This is a genomic window from Collinsella sp. Sow4_E3 (assembly GCF_052116285.1).
Classification (GTDB): Bacteria; Actinomycetota; Coriobacteriia; order Coriobacteriales; family Coriobacteriaceae; genus Collinsella.
Genome location: NZ_JBQKLJ010000001.1, coordinates 204,011 through 221,439, shown reverse-complemented (window position 1 = coordinate 221,439; position 17,429 = coordinate 204,011). Strand labels below are relative to the sequence as shown.

The following is a 17,429-nucleotide window of genomic DNA, read 5'->3' as shown; positions in this document are numbered from 1 at the left end:
AACGGGACGCACGCTATACGCTCGACCTCATCCCCCACGTAATAACTACGACCGACCTGCCAAAAAGGGACGTTTTATTTTTAGTGGCTACGGCCCAGATAGGCGCCGATAACTTTGCGCTGCTCGGCGCTCGCCCGATAGTAGACGCGAAGCTCGCCTTCGGCATTCAAATCAAAGCGCGCCTCGTCAATCAGGCCATTCTTGTGCGCGGTCATGAGCGCCTCCTGCATGCGCGGCCTTGCAAAGGCGGCAAACGATGCGTACTCGGCCGCGAGATCGGCCATCACATCGTCGACGCAAGCCTCGTCATGGCAAACAAAATAATCGAGCATGGCATAGTTAAGCGGAAGCATCCCGATCACCGTCCTTTTTAACCATGTCGAGGGGATTCACGGCAATCAGGCAAATGCCGACGAGGTTGACGGCGGCCGCCACCCATGCGACGGACGGAAGCGCGTAGCCGTCAAAGCCCAAGACCAGGCCGACGATAATCCACGTAAACAGCGGCGCTGTAAAGGTATAGGTGCCGTTGATGGCCATGCCCAGCGCCGTGCCGCACATGGAGTTGGCGCGATACCAGCTCATAAACGAAAAGTAGGCGGCAAAACCGGAGCAGGCGAAAAACACGACGGAGGATTTGTCGGTGAGCGCTTGGGCGACAAGGACGTAACTCTGACCAAGGGGCTCTCCGCATGCCAAGGTTAGGGCCGGCAGTACCAAGCACAGGTTGCCGACGCCCGAGACAAGCTGACGGATGTTGATGGCGATCTGAGGATCGATCATGCAGGTGGCGCGGCCGCCCACGCATCCCTCGACGCCCCAGCACAGGGCGGCTAACAGCGCCAGGCCCAGGCCAAGCGCCATGCCGAAAGATGCCTGCCCGCTCAGGCCGGCGCTACCGATCATGGCGCCGGCGACCACGCAGACAACGATGCCGGTGACGACGCGGGGGCTAAGCGGCTGTCGGTAGAGCACGCGGGCGAGCACCGCACCGATCGCGGGGTTGAGCGCGGCGATGGGCACGGCAAGCGTGCCTGCCTGCGAAAGCGCGATAACGTAGGCGGCAGAAGCGATGGGCCCGCCAATGAAGGCGGCGGCGATAACGATGACGCCGGGCTTTGAGGCGATGCAGCGGCCTAGGTCGGCGAGTTTGCCCTGACCGGCAGTGAAAAACGTGGCCCAGACGGCACTCAGCACGTCATTGACGCCCGAGGCGATTGTGGGCAAGATGAATACCGCCAAAAGGCCGGAGGGAGCAAATGCATCGAACCAACCGGCCCAAACGCCAAAGAGCTGACCGGCGGTAACAAAGGCCGTGTACAGCGCATACATGCAGCTCGAAAGCGCCGCGACAGCGATACCCTTCCTAAAATAGGCAGCATCGAGCGCACGCTTCTTTGCCACCGCGAGCTCGCGATTGCCCAAGGACGTCGATGTGTCCACGTAGCCTCCTATCGGTTACCTGCCAAAAAGGGACAGGTTTATTTTGGCAGGTTTTATCTGGGCAAACGAAAAATCCCCACCGTTCGGTGCAAAGAGGACGTGCTGCTTTGCGTCGATAAGAAAAGGGCCGTGCACCCAATTGGATGCACGGCCCTTTTGCCATGAATGCGAGCGATTCCTCGGCGAGCTATTTACTCAGCAGCCTCGGTGGTCTCGGCCTCGGCAGCGGCCTCCTCGACGGGAGCCTCTGCGGGAGCCTCGGCGGCCTGCTTGGCAGCCTCCTCGGCAAACTTAGCGGCACGCTTGGCCTTCTCGGCAGCCTTAGCCTCAGCGGCGGCCTTGCGAGCGGCCTCGGCCTCAGCAGCCTTGGCGGCCTTGGCAGCCTTGGCCTCCTCGGCCTTCTTGAGCTGGGCGGCAGCGGCGCCACCGAACTTGTCGGCGAAGCGCTGGACGCGTCCACCGGTGTCGACGAACTTCTGCTGGCCGGTGTAGAACGGGTGGCACTCGTTGCAAAGCTCGACCCTCATCTCGGACACGGTAGCGTGCGTCTTGAAGGTGTTGCCGCAGGAGCACGTCACCGTGCACTCGACATACTGGGGATGGATACCCTGCTTCATGGTAGGACTCCTTATTGGTCAGGCGCTGGTTACCGATCAGCGCATAAGGCGTCTTGGTTTCCGACCAAGACAACAAACTCGGCTATGGTACCACGGCGTCGAGCGTCCCACAAAAGGTTCACGGTCTTTACGCCGGAGCGCACAGGCGAATCTGCCCGATCGCGGCGCCAACAGAGCCGCCCGAGCTGTCCAGGGTGCCAAAAATACACCCTACGAGACAAGCGCTCCATGTTGCAGACGTGTAACGCCGCAGCAAAGGTGCCCCTTTTTGCACGGGACAGGTACAATGATGAACACTGTACCGTAGCGGAGCGCCGCCGCGCGCCGCCAACACGCGAAAGGGTTTCCCATGGCCGAGATCTCGTCCTCCCGTATCGTCATCACCGTCCTTGGCAAGAACCGCCCCGGCATTGTCGCCGGCGTCACCCGCGTCCTGGGCGAAGCCAATGTCGACATCCGCGACATTACGCAGTCCATTATCGAGGACATCTTCACCATGACCATGCTGGCCGACACCGCCGAGTCCAAGCTCGACTTCGCCGAGCTGCAGAAGGCCCTGGCCGAGGCCGGCGAGCTTTCGGGCGTCAACGTGTCCATCCAGCGCGAGGACGTCTTTAACTTTATGTACCGCCTGTAGCGAACAGGCTGCGTGACGACGGCCCAACGTGCGCCCAGGCGCAACGTCGCCACATGGCCCGGAGAGGAGCGCACATGGCCTACGACGCCAAGAAAATCTATTACCGCTTCGATGACCATCTGAGCCGCCTGGTCCTGGACTACGAGGCCAGCCGCCAGATTGCGCCCGAAAGCGAAAATTTGTATTACGGCATGCCCACCGAGCCTTATGACGAGGGCCTGTTTGTCGAGCACAATGTTAAGCGCGGTCTTCGCAATGCCGACGGATCGGGCGTGGTCGCGGGCCTCACCCGTATCTCGGACGTGCACGGCTACAACAAGGTCGACGGCCAGGTCGTGCCCGACAAGGGTCGACTCACGCTGCGTGGTTACAACATCGAGGACCTCGTCAACAATGCCCAGGCCGAGGACCGCTATGGCTACGAAGAGGTCGCCTACCTGCTCATTACGGGCTCGCTGCCCAACAAGGATGAGCTCGACGGCTTTTGCGGGCGTCTGGGCGCGTTTAGGCACCTGAGCGACGAGTACGTTAAGGAATTCCCGATGACCACGGTGTCGTCGAGCATCATGAACGTGCTTCAGCGCGCCGTGCTGCTGCTCTATGCCTTCGACGCCGAGCCCGACGTGATCACCCCCGAGCACGAGATCGATGTTGCCATCTCCATGCTCGCCCGTCTGCCCCGTATTGCCGCCTTCGCGCACATGGCTTCGGTCGCCAAGCGTCGCGGCTCCGAGGTGCATGTGCCGCACCCCACGCCCGGCCTGTCCACGGCCGAGACCATTTTGCAGGTGCTGCGCGGCGGCATGGCGTTCACCCGCGACGAGGCCATGCTGCTCGACGTGATGCTCATGCTCCACGCCGAGCACGGCGGCGGCAACAACTCCACCTTCGCCTGCCGCGTGCTGTCTTCTTCGGCCACCGACCCGTATTCCGCCTACGCCGCGGCTATCGGCTCGCTCAAGGGCCCGCGTCACGGCGGTGCCAACGCCAAGGTCGTATCCATGCACGAGGACATTCGCGCGCATGTTTCCAACTGGGAAGACGATGACGAGGTCGCTGCATATCTGAGCAAGATTCTCGACAAGCAGGCCTTTGACGGCACGGGGCTCATCTACGGCATGGGGCACGCCGTCTACACGCTCAGCGACCCGCGCGCCGAGGTCTGCCGCCACTACGCACGTTCGCTCGCCGCCAAGAAAGATCTGGGCGAGGAATTCGCGCTGATCGAGCGCATCGAGCGCCTGGCGCCCCAGGTCATGCGCGACCATGGCATGACCAAGCCCATCTGCGCCAATATTGACCTGTACACGGGCTTTATCTACAAGATGCTCGGCGTACCCGAGACGCTCTTTACGCCGATGTTCGCCGTGGCCCGCATGGCAGGCTGGTCGGCACACCGCATGGAAGAGCTCTTCTGCGCACACCGTATTATTCGCCCGGCATACCGTCCGGTGATCGAGCCACTGGAGTACAAGCCACTCGCCGACCGTTAGGACGCGCACCGTTATAGAACACGAGCGTGGCCAGGGCATCACCGCCCTCGGCCACGCTTTTTATGCCAGCAGAAAGGGCTGTATCGAATGATTGTTTTTTCCGATATGGATGGAACACTGTTGACGAGTGACAAGCAGATGAGCGACGCCACCTGGGCGATGCTCGACGAGCTCGCACGTCGCGGCATTGAGTTTGTACCGTGCACGGGGCGTCCGCTGTCGGGCGTCTTTGAGGCCATCCTCGCCCATCCCGCCGTGCACTACGCGGTCTGCGCCAATGGCGCTAGCGTCTGGCAGCTCGACGAGGATGTGCCCACCGATGCCTCACGCGCCAAGTGCATATTGAGCCGACCGCTCGACCGCGCCATCGCCCACCGCGTCCATAGCATTGCCGCCGGCCACGATGTGACCTTCGATATCTTCGCGGACGGGCAGTGCTTCCTCCCCCGCTCGCTCTACACGCGCCTGGACGAATTCTGCGGCGGAGATCCTCACATCGCGGCTTCGCTCAAGCGCACGCGAACGCCGATCGACATGGATATCGACAGCAAAATCGACGAGGTCGAGGTGCTCGAACGCATCGCCATGTACTGGCACGACTCAGCCGACCGCGATGCTATCGTGGCGGCGCTCGACACACTCGAAGGCATTGAGGTCACGCGTTCGTACGCCATGAATATCGAGGTCATGGGCGGGGGCGCCACCAAGGGAACGGCATTGGCTTGGCTATGTGGGCATCTGGGCGAGCCTCTCGCCGACGCCTGGGCGTTCGGCGACAACATCAACGACATCCCCATGCTGCAGGTAGCGGGCCACGGTACGGCGATGATCAATGCCGAGCCCGAGGACCGCGAAGCCGCCGGCGCCATCACCGAATACGACAACGACCACGACGGCGTCGCCCGCGCCATCATGGCCGCCCTCGCCTAGCAGCAGCAACCCGGCAGGGTAGCTAATTTGGGACGGGGCTTTTTAGCTACCCTGGTCACAGTAGTCGTTGGGGGCACTCTTCGCGGGGCGCTGCAAGGACTGTCCCCATCTGCCGAATTAGGCGAGACTCTCCAGCACGCGACGGAGCTCCTGCTGAACGGCGTGGTCGCTGTTGCAGCCTACGACGCGATCAGCAACCGCCTTGAGCGCGGGGCGCGCGTTTTCCATCGCGCAGCCCGTGCCGACAAAGCGAATGATCTCGTAGTCGTTCATCGAGTCGCCAAACGCCATGACCTCGTCGCGTTCGACGCCATAGTGCTCCATGAGCTGTGCGATGCCCGAGGCCTTCGACACACCGGGCTGCATGGCATCGATCCACGCGTTGCCCGAAGGCGCAAAGGTAAAGAACTGGCCGAGTTCGCGCTGTAGCACGTAGGCGCTGTCCATAACGGCACAGTCATCGCAAAAGATACTCGCCTTGATGATATTTACGCTGGGATCGGGCAGCTCCCAAATGCGCTCGGCATTGGGAAGGTCCTTATCGACCTCGCGTACGAACTTGCACTCGTCATCGAGCAAAAAGGACTTGGTTCGGTCAAAGAGTGCAAGATGCAAATTGGGAAACGTCGCGACGGCCTGGGCGAGCTTTCGAATCGCCAGGTGCGAATACACCTCGCGGTCTACCATTTTGCCGTCGGCGTAGACCTGGGCACCGTTAGCTGCGACAAAGTCCATCTTGTCGCGAACGGGTGCAAAGAACTCGCACAGGCGATCGTAGCGGCGGCCTGACGATGCGGCAAAATGCACGCCATGCTCGCGTAGCGCCAAAATCAGTTCGTAGGTCTCGGGAGGCACCTGGCCGTTTTCGTCAAGCAACGTGCCGTCCATATCGGATGCAATCAGCTTAAACATAGAAAAGCTCCCTTCGGGCTTGCTGGAATCGAACGTGTATCCGATTCCAACGTACCCAAAGGGAGCTCAAATAAGACCCCGCAGTCATAAACGTTACATAGACCTGGCAAATAGCTCACGCGCGCCAGAGAGCCCACGGTCGCGGCGTCAGGCGACACGCCAAAGAGTGTCCCCAGCGACTAGTCGTTTAAGAACGTCCCCGATGATTAGTCGGCGTAGGTGAAGGTCGTGACGTCGAACATGCCCTCGGGGCGGATGCGGAGCGTCGGGATGACCGGCAGGGGCAGGAAGATGATGCCCATGATGGGGTCGAGCGGCGGCTCAATACCCATGGCGCGCGCCTTGACCATAAAGTCGTCGTGCTGCGCTGCGACATCCTCGGCCGTGCCCTCGCTCATCAGGCCACCGAGCGCCAGCGGAATGCGCGCCACGACCTCGCCGTTGCGCACCAGCACGTGACCGCCCTGGCCCACGGCCTCAACAGCAGCCATCATATCGGCGGCGTTGTCGCCCACCACGCACACGTTGTGCGAGTCGTGGCCGATCGTGGAGGCAATGGCACCACCGGTGATGGTGAAACCGCGCACCCAGCCGCGACCGATATGCTTGCCGACCAGGCCCAGGCCAGCGGGGCCGTCGCCGTCGACGCCCTCGGCTTGCAGCGACACGCCGCGGCCATGGCGCTCAATCAGCATAATGCGGCGCAGGCCCTCGGCGCTCTCGGGGCGAGCCATACCCGTGATGGCCTTACCCGGCACCACGTCAATCACAGCCTCGCCCGGCTTAAAGGCATAGTCGAAAACGTCGAGCGAAAGCTTCGGCAGCTTAACAGAGGCGCGCAGCTCGTCGGCAAGGGCCGCAACCTCAGCCATCTCGGGTGCGATCTCGCCCACAAAGGTGCCATCCTGCGCCACCAGAGCACCGGCGGCATATACGCGATGCGGCGCCGTGGCAAACGTCAGATCGTTGAGTACCAGCAGGTCGGCACGCTTGCCCGGAGCGATGGCGCCGCGGAGCTCATGCGGATCGCGGCAACCGTGGTCCAGGCCAAAGGCCTCGGCCGTGGAAAGGGACGCCATGGAGATGGCGACCACCGGGTCGATGCCGGCCTCGATGGCCACGCGGCAGGCGTTGTCGATCATGCCGGTCGAAAGCGCGTCGGAGGGAGCGCGGTCGTCGGTCGCAAAGCAGCAGCGGCGAGCACGGGCGGGGTTTTCCAGCAGCATAGGCGACAGGTTGGCAAGATCATGGCTGCAGGTGCCCTCGCGCAGCATGACATACATGCCGCGGGATAGCTTGTCGAGCGCTTCCTCGGGAATCGTCGACTCGTGGTCGGCGATAATACCCGCCGCGGCATAGGCGTTGAGATCCTTGCCGGCAACAAGCGGAGCATGACCGTCGACCTGCTTGGACGGCGTCTGGTTGGCAGCATCGATGCGAGCGCAGGTCTCGGGGTCGGCCATAAAGACACCCGGCAGGTTCATCATTTCGCCCAGACCAAAGACGTCGCCCGGATGCTCGGCAAAAAACGCCTGCATATCGGCAGCGGTGATGACGGCACCGGCCTGCTCGTCGGGCAGTGCGGGCACGCACGAAGGCATCATGTACTTGATGGAGATGGGTGCGCGACAACCGTCCTCGATCATAAAGCGCAGGCCGTCTAGGCCGGAAACGTTAGCGATCTCGTGGCTGTCGGCAATAGCGGTGGTGGTGCCACGCGTCGCCGCCATGCGCGCATACTCGGCGGGACGGATGTTCGAAGACTCGATATGCAAGTGTCCGTCAATAAAACCGGGTGCGAGATAGCGACCCTGACAGTCGATAACCTCAGCTGCCTCGTACGTGCCAGCAGCGTCATCTCGACCATCGTAGAGAACACCGACGATCACGCCGTCCTTGACGGCGACGCTACCGGGCGCCACGCGCTGACCGTACACATCAACGATCTGCGCGTTGGTAAACAGCGTGTCGACGGGCACGCGGCCCTCGGCGGCATCGATCACAGACCTCATGACCTCAACGGACATACATACTCCTTTAACCGTAGAAAAAAGCTGCGGAGCGGACAGACCTTCACCGCAGCAAGCCAATAGCCATTGTATGCCCAAACGATGGGCCAGCAATACGCCCCTCTGCTTAACGGCACACACCGCTTGGCGCAATGGGGACAGGCTGCTTTGTACCAAAAAGAAACGTCCCTAAGTGCCAACCGGGACAACGCCGTAGGTGGAGGACGGACAGCGAGCGGACTCCAGAGCGAACAGATTGGCATGAAAAGAGGACGGCATAGACCTTCTGGTCATGCCGTCCTCTTTGAATGACAAGTTGTCGCTCTGGAGCCCGCGCAGCGTCGACCGGTCCGCCGTTCGTTAGAACGGCGGAACTGAGGGCAGCGTCGACCGGTTACGCGGTTTGGTAAAACCGCGTAACTAAATCAGCTTAAAGCCCTTGCGTTTGCCCACGGAGAGGGTGTCGCCCAGCTTGAGGGCACTGGGGTCGATGTTGTAGCTCTTGGGAGCCACGGCCTTTCCGTTGATCTTGACACCGCCGCCGTCAATGTCGCGGCGGGCCTGACCGGCGCTGGCCGAAAGACCCAGGTCCTTGAGCAGGCCGGCAAGGTAAATCTGGCCCTCGTCGTTTACGGTCAGCTCAATATGCTTCTCGGGGAAGTCGGCGAGCTGGCCCTCCTTGAACACGCGGTCGAACTCGGCCTGAGCCTCGTCGCCGGCACCGGCGCCGTGGTAGGTGTCACACAGGTCGCGGCCCAGAGCGCGCTTGAGCTCATAGGGATCGGCAGAGCCATCGGCCAGGGCAGCGTCGATCTTGTCGACCTCGGCCGGGGTGAGCGAGCTCGCCAGGCGGTAGTACTTGCCGATCATCTCGTCGGGGATGGACATGGTCTTGCCGAACATATCCTTGGGCGCGTCGGTCAGACCGATGTAGTTGCCATAGGACTTGGACATCTTACGGACGCCATCGGTGCCCTCGAGCAGCGGCATGGTGAGCGCGATCTGCGGCTCCATGCCCATCTTCTCCATGAGCTCACGGCCGGCGAGCAGGTTGAAAAGCTGGTCGGTGCCGCCCATCTCCACGTCAGCCTTGATCATGACCGAATCGTATGCCTGCATCACGGGATACAGGAACTCGTGCAGGGCGATCGGCGTCTGGGACTGATAGCGCTTGGTAAAGTCATCGCGCTCAAGAATGCGGGCGACGGTGAACTTGGAGCACACCTGCAGCAGACCGGCCAGGTCCATCGACAAGATCCAGTCGCCGTTGTGCACGATGGTGGTCTTCTCGGGGTCCAAGATCTTCATGGCCTGGCTCACGTAGGTCTCGGCGTTGGCCTCGATCTGCTCCTGAGAAAGCTGCGGGCGGGTGGAGTTCTTGCCCGAAGGATCGCCGATCAGCGCGGTACCGTTGCCGATGATCAGGGTGACGTTATGGCCCAGGTCCTGGAACTGGCGCATCTTGCGCAGGGGCACGGCGTGGCCCAGGTGCAGGTCGGGGCTGGTGGGATCGACGCCGAGCTTGATGTTGAGGGGCTCACCCTTCTCAAGCTTCTTACGAAGGTCGGCCTCGGGGACGATCTTCGCGGCGCCCGAGGTGATGATACGCATTTGCTCGTCAACAGACAGCATTGGGTATCCTCCTTTTGCTATAGCACCCTCGCCGAAAACGGCGGTGCTGGAAGTCCATAAACTCTCATATGATAACAAACTGACGCGACGCAGCACCTACGACAGGAAAATCCTCGTCCTGCCGCATGCGTCGATGGCAACTGGCAGACGTGTACCGTCACGCTCAACCAGATAGCGCGTCTGCCGGCGACGCAAACAGTCGCGGCAACAGGCCTGTCCCGTCGCATCGGTGGCACAGACGCCCTCTGCGGTCAGCAGGCAGTGCTCGCACACCATGAGCTCGGGACGATCGGTATCGACGGGGCCCAGGACGCCAGGACAGGCGGCAAGCTCGGCAACGCGTTTCGCATCGTGAGCGACAAGTTCGGCAGGCAAAAACACGCGCTGCGCCCCAAGCCCTCGCAACCAAGCGAGCGTTGCCCGGTTCGCACAGAACACCGGCGCTGCCACGTCAAAGACGACGCGCAGTTCGCGAGCTATCGCCACTTGTCCCAGATTACGACAGACGATGCGGCCGGCGCGCTGCATGAGCGACCGAGTGCGCTCGATATCGCCCACACGGCAGACCTCGTCGAGCACAACAGTCGCATCGGACAGGTCGAGCTCTTCGTTTGGGTCCTGGTCCATCAGCTGCCAGGCAAAGACCAAGCGAGCGGCGACAGACTCTGCAGGTTCTTCCGGCTGCGCGCCACCATCCATCAGAACGCCCGCAAACGGCAGCGTCTCGACAGCGCGTTTCGCAAGCGCGACCGCATCGGCCTCGGCCCGCATGCGCTCCAGTGCCGCCGCCGTTTGCTCAAGCACACCAGCGCTGCGAATCAGATACACTTCGCAGCCCGCGTCGACCTTGCGCTTGCAATGGACAACGATGCGCTCCCCCGCCGCGGCATCCACCGGGCAGGGAACTTGCGGCCAGCGTTTAGGTACATCGGGGCGCGCGTCGGCGCCCGGGTAAAACCTGATCTCGAGCGTATCGCCCGCCGCCACGGCGGCATCGAGCTCGACGGTCACTTCCTCGTGTCCCACGGCAACCAAACGGCCCACACGCACGCCCTGGTTGATCGCGCGTTCAAAACTCATAAGCTCCGCGCCCGAGCGGCCTCGCAGATACGCGTCGGTAAACCCGCGGTTAAACGACCTTCCCAGCTCACGTTCGAGCGCCTGCACGGCATCGGGATCCCACGCGCCATCACGCAGCATATCGAGCGCCCGGCGCCACGCCCGCACCACGTTGTAGACGTAGTCGGGGTTCTTCATACGACCCTCAATCTTGAGCGACGCCACCCCGGCAGCAACAAGCTCGGGTAAATGAGCAATGCCCAGATAGTCACGCGGGCAGAGCAGACGATCGCCTTCGACGGCAACGACGCTCTCCCCAGCCTCATCCACCAAATCGTATGCCAGGCGGCACGGCTGCGTGCAGTCGCCACGCATCGCCGACCGTCCGCGGCGCAGGGCCGAAAACTCGCACGCGCCCGAATAGCCAATGCATATGGCGCCATGGCAGAACACCTCGATGGGCACACCGGTAGCGCAGAGCGTCGCAATCTCTGCCACGGTCAGCTCGCGCGCCGTCGTCACGCGCTCGACCCCCAGCTCGTCAGCCGCCAAACGCACGGCCCCCTTGCTATGGACGCCCGCTTGGGTGGACAGATGAATCTCGACCCCCGGAATTGCCGCATGCAGCGCGCGGGCTAGGCCCGCATCTGCCACGATCAATGCATCGGCGCCCAGCGCATGCGCATGTGCCCCCAGTGCCACGGCATCGGACAGCTCGTCGTCGAACACGAATACGTTGAGCGTCACGTACACGCGCACACCATGGGCGTGCGCCACGGCACACCCGCGCGCAAATTCGTCATCACTAAACCCGTGCGCACTCACGCGGGCGTTAAATCCGCTCAACCCGGCATAAATGGCATCGGCACCTGCCGCGATCGCGGCGAGCATCTGATTGAGCCCGCCAGCCGGAGCCAACAGCTCGGGCAGTGCCAGACCCGATGTTGGCGTCCCATTCCCGCATTGTCTGCTAGGCTCCGTCGCCCAAATCGCCATCGGCAAACTCCTTACCAAGGTATGCAATCACTCTGTTAATTGCCGTCAACCAGCATACACGAGGCTTCGCGCGGCTCGATTGGTTTATCGTGTAATAACTTATGTCCATCCTGCCCGACGCATACCCGCCGCCTGGCACGACATACTTGGAGGTCAACATATGGGTCCTCGCCAACGACAGGGACACGGTCGCTCTAAGACGCACGTCCTGCCCGTCATCCTGCTTTCGCTTTTGGGCTTTTTGCTCATCGCGGGCGTAGCATTTGGCATCGGCATGATCGGCAACGTCAACCGCTGGCTGTCCGACCTGCCCGACTACACCGACGCCAACGCCTATCTGGTCAGCGAGCCTACCGAGATTGTTGACTGCAACGGCAACAAGATCGCCAGCTTCTATACCCAAAACCGCAAGTCCATCACCAAGGACCAGGTCTCCCCGTACGTCCTGCAGGGCACGATCGACGTCGAGGACGAGCGTTTCTACGAGCACGGCGGAATCGACCTCTTGGGCATCGCGCGTGCCTCGGTGGCAACCCTTGCCGGCGGCCACGAAGGAGCCTCGACCATCACCCAGCAGCTGGTGCGCAACACCATCCTGCAGGAGGAGCAGTTCGACTCGACCATCGAGCGTAAGGTGCGCGAGGCCTATATCGCCATCAAGATGGAGGACATGTACTCCAAAGACGAGATCCTCATGATGTACCTCAACACCATTTACTATGGCCACGGCGCCTATGGCATCGAGGCCGCCGCCGAGACCTACCTCTCCAAGAGTGCTTCCGACCTCACCCTGAGCGAGGCCGCGCTGCTCACCGGTCTGCCCAACTCGCCTTCACAGTACGACCCCACGGTCAATCCCGACCTGGCGCTTTCCCGCCGCAATAAGGTGCTCGACAACATGCTGCGCCTGGGCCACATCACGCAGGAAGAGCACGATGCCGCGCAGGCTGAGCCCATCACCCTCAACGTGACCGAGATCTCGGGCAGCGGCGTCGACGTATACTCACAGCCCTACTTTGTCTCCTACGTCAAGCAGCTGCTCGAGCAGGAGTTCTCCACCGACGTACTCTTTAAGGGTGGCCTGACTGTTAAGACCACCATCGACCCCACCATGCAGCAGGTGGCCGAGGAGGCTGTGCGCTCACAGCTCGACACGCTTTCGCTCGATGGCCTGGACATGGGCATGGTTGTCGTTGACCCCAAGACCGGCTACATCAAGTGCATGGTGGGCGGCTACGACTACAACGCCGACCAGAACCACGTCAACCACGCCACGGCCAAGCGTCCCGTGGGCTCCACGTTTAAGGCCTTTACGCTGGCAACTGCCATCCAAAACGGCATGAACCCCAACGTCATTCTCAACTGCAACTCGCCACTCAAGGCCAAGGGCACCACGACCGAGGTGCAAAACTATGGCAACCAGAGCTATGGCAACATCACGCTTAAGCAGGCAACGGCATACTCATCCAACACCGGCTATATTCAGGTGGCCGAAGCCATCGGCAATGACAAGATCATGTCGCTCGTCAAAAAGCTCGGCATCGATCCCGCCAAGGACAATATCGAGGACGTTCCCGTCATGACGCTCGGCACCGGGTCCATCTCACCGCTCGAGATGGCATCGGCCTACGCCGCTTTTGCCAACGGCGGCTATTATCGCCAGCCGATCGCCATCACCGAGATCGACTCGCGTACCGGCTCGGTTCTGTACCAGCACACCGACAATCCCACGCGGGTGCTCACCGAAGGTGAGGCTGCCGCGGTTACCGACGTTCTATCCGGCGTCATGCAGGGCAGCGGCACGGGTGCCGCCGGCGCGCTGAGCGTCAACCAGCCCTATGCCGGCAAGACGGGCACCACTGACAACACCACCAACCTGTGGTTCTGCGGCTACACGCCGCAACTGGCATGCGCCCTGTGGACCGGTTATTCCGCAGGCGAGATTCCCATCCAAAAGTACGGTTCGGACCTGCTGGGCGACAGCACCAACCTGCCCGTCTTTAAGAAGTTCATGAACACCGTTCTTGCGGGCGCCGAGCGCGAGGAGTTCCCGACCGGAACGGCTCCCACGTACAAGAACAATAACGTCTGGAAGTTCTACGGCGCCAACAACAAGAAGAAGGAAGAGGGCGAGGATAAGGACGAAGACGAGGAAAAAGAGGAGGAGACCACCGGCGGGAGCGGCAGCGAGGGCGGTAACACCGGCGGCGAAGGCGATGGCGGCGGTACCACCCCTACTCCCAACCCCGACCCCAGCCCCAGCCCCGACCCTGGCCCGACCCCCGATCCCAGCCCTAGCCCGACCCCCGATCCCAGCCCTAGCCCGACCCCCGATCCTTCCACAGGTCAGTAGATAGCAAAGCGCCCGAGCAGCTCAAATGCTCGGGCGCTTTTTGTTGGGACATACATGGCATATCGCGCGCAATCGAGATGCCAAGACAGGACCGTCACAAAAAGGGCGTCGGCTCAAAACCGACGCCCCTGTATTTCTGCCGTCTTAGCTGGCGTTGTTTACGCGCGTAAAGCTATTTACGCGCGGCACTGAGCTTGTTAATCAGCGCTTCGAGGCGTTCGCCATCCTCGGCAGTCTGAGCGATAACCAAAATCGTGTCATTGCCGGCAAGCGATCCGAGCACATCGGGCAGCTCGGCCGCATCGACAGCCGCGGCAATGCCCGAGGCGGTGCCGGGCTGAGCCTTAATCATAACCAGGTTGTCGGTACGCAACACACCGGTAACCAGCTCGGAGACCATGCGCTGCAGGTGCAGGTCCTCAGCCAGAACATAGATGCCCTCGGGCAGTTTGCGCAGCCCCATATCGGCGATGTCACGCGAAACCGTCGCCTGCGTGCAATCAAAGCCCATGGCGCGGAGTTCGTCCACCAGCACGCGCTGCGTACGCACGTCTTTATTGCGCACGATATCTCTGATGGCATCCTGGCGCCCGTTGCGTTTTTTAGCCATATAAAACCTCACTTCATAGATGGCGAAGACAATCTATCAGTGATTGAATAGTTTAGCGCTATTTGAGGCTATTTGTGAATAAGAACGCATTTCGAAACAATTATATGCAAATTATTTTCGAATATGACACAGCTAGGCTATCCTTGCGCCCGTTCTGTTCAAAAAAGCAGCCAGATGCGCATACATAACGCAGCGCATAGGCTTAACGTTGGCAATCGGCCCAAACAAAAGCCCAAGGCCTCGGCGCTCTCCCTTAAGGGCCACCGCCATCTGGCGGGTCCGCACGTCGTTGAGCATATCACGCAATCGTGCCGTGCGCTCAATTGAAGACACCCCATGGGGGCTCAGGCACAAATTCTCGATACAAGCAACCAAGCGGTCATAATAAAACCGTTGGCAGGCCAGCTTTAGATGGTTATCGTCATCTATTGCGTCAAATGGCACGCAAAGCTCTTCAAGCGCCTTGGCGTCGTCGGAAAGTCGCGAGAACATGGTGGGGTCGAATGAATCCGCAACCGATGGCGCGGCCGTATGGAAACAAGCTTCGGCGCACCCAAATACGCGTTCCGCATGCGAAAGGGCAGGCGCCAAAAAGGCGATCGCACGATACGACTCGGCATGCTGCAGACACAACTCAAACAGGGAGCGTTCATACATCACGCCGGAATTTTGACAAACCAGACCGCTCTCGACCAGCTTGGCCAGGCCTAAAGCCCGGTCTCCATCGTCGGCAAGGGCAATGGATTGCGCGTCCAACATACGAGAATGGCGTTCCCGATGCGTATCGTAGCGATCGAGCGACACCGAGGGAAATACGATATCTGCCGAGGTCTCACAAGCGACATCGAGCATTGCCAAAAACGCGTGCGGCGCAAACCACTCGTCGGCGCTCATTGCGATAATGTGGGCCCCGCGCGAAGCGGCAAAACCCTCGCGAAGGCAAGCTCCGCTCGACGGATCGTCAACGTCTATCAAATCGATGTGAATATCTCTGCCCGCGGCAACATCGAGCGAATGACGAACGCCCGGCGCAGCGTTGCGACATGCAACGACAATCTGCATATCGTAGAGGTCTTGGTTTTGGACGCTTTCGAGTGCGCGCATCGCGTAGCTGGGTGAACCCTCCACAACAAGGATCACCGAAAGTCGCGGAAGCGAGCCACGTCGAAGCAAGTTATCCATCCTCTCGACAGCAATAATCAACTGCCGTTCATGGTACACCCCGGCAATAAACGCAATGAGTCGCCTGATGCGCTGCACGCCAAGAACAGATGTTGCACACGGCTCGCCCACACGAGCAGCATACTTAGATGGCTCTCGCTTCTCCCCTATTCGAGCGCGACGAGCTCGGTGGGGTCATAATCTACGCCCATAAAGGTAAGGCCGCACGCCGGCGCCGTGGGACCCGCAGCAGTACGATCACAAGCGTCAATCACCTCGCGCATCCACTCGGGATCGCGGCGATGCATGCCGATCTCGACGAGCGTTCCCACGATGGTGCGCACCATCGAATGCAAAAAAGCATTGCCTTCGATGGTAAACGTAAGGATATCCTCGCCAAAGGCGACCTCGTGGCCAAACTCGGCACGCATCACGCAACGATGCGTTGGCTTGCCCACGGCAGAAGCGACCTTACAAAAGCTCTTAAAGTCCTGTTCGCCCAAAAGCGCTGGGCAGGCGGCTGCCATCGCATCCACGTCCAAAGGATAACGGTGCCACCATACCGCACCACGCGATAGCACCGGACGCGCATCGCGATCGGCAATGCGGTAGGTATAGGTCCGAGAACGTGCGTCAAAACGCGCAGAAAAGCCCTTACGGGCCTTGTAGACCTCATTAACGGCGATATCTTTGGGCAGCAGCGCATCCATAGCTCGCAGCCACCTGCGGCGCGTTAAAGCGAGCTCAGCGTCCGTAACGGGCACGCTGATGTATTGGGCCACCGCATGCACCCCTGCATCGGTGCGCCCGGCACACGTCAAATCGACTGAGCGGCGCAAGAGCGTCTCTATGGCAAGACGCAGCTCTCCGGCAACCGTCGTCTGCCCCGGCTGCTCGGCAAATCCGCTATAGGACGAGCCGTCATAGGCAACACGAAACACCAACGTGGCATCGAGCTCTGGAGTCAAATTGAAATCAGACGGCGCGGTCATGGGCGCTCCCAACAAACAAACAACGATATCGCGACAAAAAAAGAGGGGTACGCGAACGTACCCCTCGAATATAGCCTATGCAGACGAATTGTCTACTCAGCGGTCTCCTCAGCAGGAGCCTCCTCGGCAGCGGTCTCCTCGACAGCCTCGACCTTCTTGGGAGCAGCGGCCTTCTTGGGGGCCGGAGCAGCCTTCTTGGCCTTGGGCGTGCAAGGCTCGGTGACGAGCTCCATGATAACGATGGGAGCGTTGTCGCCCTTACGGTTACCGAGCTTCATGATGCGGGTGTAACCGCCGTTGCGATCCTGCCACATGCCCTGAGCAGCCTTGTCGAAGATCTCGGCAACGAGCTGCTTATCGCCGAGCTTGGCGATAGCCAGACGACGAGAGTGCAGGTCGCCCTTCTTGGCCCAGGTGATGATCGGCTCGACAACCGAACGCAGCGCCTTAGCGCGGGTCTCGGTGGTCTTGATGCGGTCGTTCTCGAAGAGGGCCTTGGCCAGGCTCTTCTTCATGGCCTTGGTGTGGCTCGCATCGGTGCCGAGCTTCAGGCCCTTCTTAACGTTGTGACGCATGGTCTAGTTT

15 protein-coding genes are annotated in these 17,429 nt (G+C 61.1%); 4 read left to right on the top strand and 11 right to left on the bottom strand.

Annotated features, from left to right (window positions below; genetic code table 11):
• Window positions 1-80 precede the first annotated feature (80 nt).
• The 3 genes from ACTQ48_RS00985 to rpmE form a co-directional block, all read right to left on the bottom strand.
• Complete coding sequence (locus tag ACTQ48_RS00985) at window positions 81-353, bottom strand: hypothetical protein (RefSeq protein ID WP_427794657.1); 273 nt, start codon at window positions 351-353, stop codon at window positions 81-83.
• The gene (locus ACTQ48_RS00980) at window positions 340-1,443 is read right to left on the bottom strand and encodes a hypothetical protein (RefSeq protein WP_441569890.1); all 1,104 of its coding nucleotides are present in this window, start codon (window positions 1,441-1,443) and stop codon (window positions 340-342) included. The genes ACTQ48_RS00985 and ACTQ48_RS00980 overlap by 14 nt, the downstream gene beginning before the upstream one ends.
• Before the next feature lie 191 nt (window positions 1,444-1,634).
• Window positions 1,635-2,060, bottom strand: a complete 426-nt coding sequence (gene rpmE / locus ACTQ48_RS00975; RefSeq protein WP_154516018.1) for a 50S ribosomal protein L31 — start codon at window positions 2,058-2,060, stop codon at window positions 1,635-1,637.
• 349 nt (window positions 2,061-2,409) lie between these two features.
• On the opposite strand from rpmE, the gene ACTQ48_RS00970 reads away from it, so the two are divergent.
• The 3 genes from ACTQ48_RS00970 (at window position 2,410) to ACTQ48_RS00960 (ending at window position 5,120) form a co-directional block, all read left to right on the top strand.
• A complete protein-coding gene (locus ACTQ48_RS00970) occupies window positions 2,410-2,697 on the top strand; it encodes an ACT domain-containing protein (protein ID WP_006235289.1) in 288 nt (95 codons plus the stop codon).
• Window positions 2,698-2,771: 74 nt separating this feature from the next.
• Window positions 2,772-4,190, top strand: a complete 1,419-nt coding sequence (locus ACTQ48_RS00965) for a citrate synthase (protein WP_441044635.1) — start codon at window positions 2,772-2,774, stop codon at window positions 4,188-4,190.
• Window positions 4,191-4,277: 87 nt separating this feature from the next.
• Window positions 4,278-5,120 carry a Cof-type HAD-IIB family hydrolase gene (locus tag ACTQ48_RS00960; RefSeq protein WP_441569889.1) on the top strand — a complete coding sequence of 281 codons (843 nt, stop codon included), beginning with the start codon at window positions 4,278-4,280 and terminating at the stop codon, window positions 5,118-5,120.
• A 117-nt stretch (window positions 5,121-5,237) separates the two neighbouring features.
• Here the strand turns inward: ACTQ48_RS00960 and ACTQ48_RS00955 are convergent, their stop codons facing one another.
• The 4 genes from ACTQ48_RS00955 to ACTQ48_RS00940 form a co-directional block, all read right to left on the bottom strand.
• Window positions 5,238-6,032, bottom strand: a complete 795-nt coding sequence (locus ACTQ48_RS00955; RefSeq protein ID WP_441569888.1) for a Cof-type HAD-IIB family hydrolase — start codon at window positions 6,030-6,032, stop codon at window positions 5,238-5,240.
• Window positions 6,033-6,238: 206 nt separating this feature from the next.
• A complete protein-coding gene (locus ACTQ48_RS00950) occupies window positions 6,239-8,059 on the bottom strand; it encodes an adenine deaminase (protein WP_441569887.1) in 1,821 nt (606 codons plus the stop codon).
• Between the two features lie 402 nt (window positions 8,060-8,461).
• Window positions 8,462-9,673 (bottom strand): tyrosine--tRNA ligase, encoded by a 1,212-nt coding sequence (gene tyrS / locus ACTQ48_RS00945; protein WP_427717719.1) that lies wholly within the window; start codon window positions 9,671-9,673, stop codon window positions 8,462-8,464.
• 96 nt (window positions 9,674-9,769) lie between these two features.
• The gene (locus tag ACTQ48_RS00940; RefSeq protein WP_441569886.1) at window positions 9,770-11,728 is read right to left on the bottom strand and encodes a U32 family peptidase; all 1,959 of its coding nucleotides are present in this window, start codon (window positions 11,726-11,728) and stop codon (window positions 9,770-9,772) included.
• Between the two features lie 160 nt (window positions 11,729-11,888).
• Here ACTQ48_RS00940 and ACTQ48_RS00935 point away from each other — a divergent pair, with 160 nt between their 5' ends.
• Entirely contained in the window at window positions 11,889-14,081 is a 2,193-nt protein-coding gene (locus ACTQ48_RS00935; protein ID WP_441569885.1) for a transglycosylase domain-containing protein, read from the top strand.
• Window positions 14,082-14,253: 172 nt separating this feature from the next.
• On the opposite strand, the gene ACTQ48_RS00930 is transcribed toward ACTQ48_RS00935, so the two are convergent.
• From ACTQ48_RS00930 to rplQ, 4 genes are all read right to left on the bottom strand, one after another.
• A complete protein-coding gene (locus ACTQ48_RS00930; RefSeq protein ID WP_154516043.1) occupies window positions 14,254-14,691 on the bottom strand; it encodes an arginine repressor in 438 nt (145 codons plus the stop codon).
• A 132-nt stretch (window positions 14,692-14,823) separates the two neighbouring features.
• Window positions 14,824-15,984, bottom strand: coding sequence for a glycosyltransferase (locus ACTQ48_RS00925; RefSeq protein WP_441569884.1), 1,161 nt, complete (start codon window positions 15,982-15,984; stop codon window positions 14,824-14,826).
• Between the two features lie 35 nt (window positions 15,985-16,019).
• Complete coding sequence (truA, locus tag ACTQ48_RS00920) at window positions 16,020-16,844, bottom strand: tRNA pseudouridine(38-40) synthase TruA (RefSeq protein WP_427717709.1); 825 nt, start codon at window positions 16,842-16,844, stop codon at window positions 16,020-16,022.
• A gap of 92 nt (window positions 16,845-16,936) precedes the next feature.
• The gene (gene rplQ, locus ACTQ48_RS00915) at window positions 16,937-17,419 is read right to left on the bottom strand and encodes a 50S ribosomal protein L17 (protein ID WP_271742473.1); all 483 of its coding nucleotides are present in this window, start codon (window positions 17,417-17,419) and stop codon (window positions 16,937-16,939) included.
• Between the last annotated feature and the right edge of the window lie 10 nt (window positions 17,420-17,429).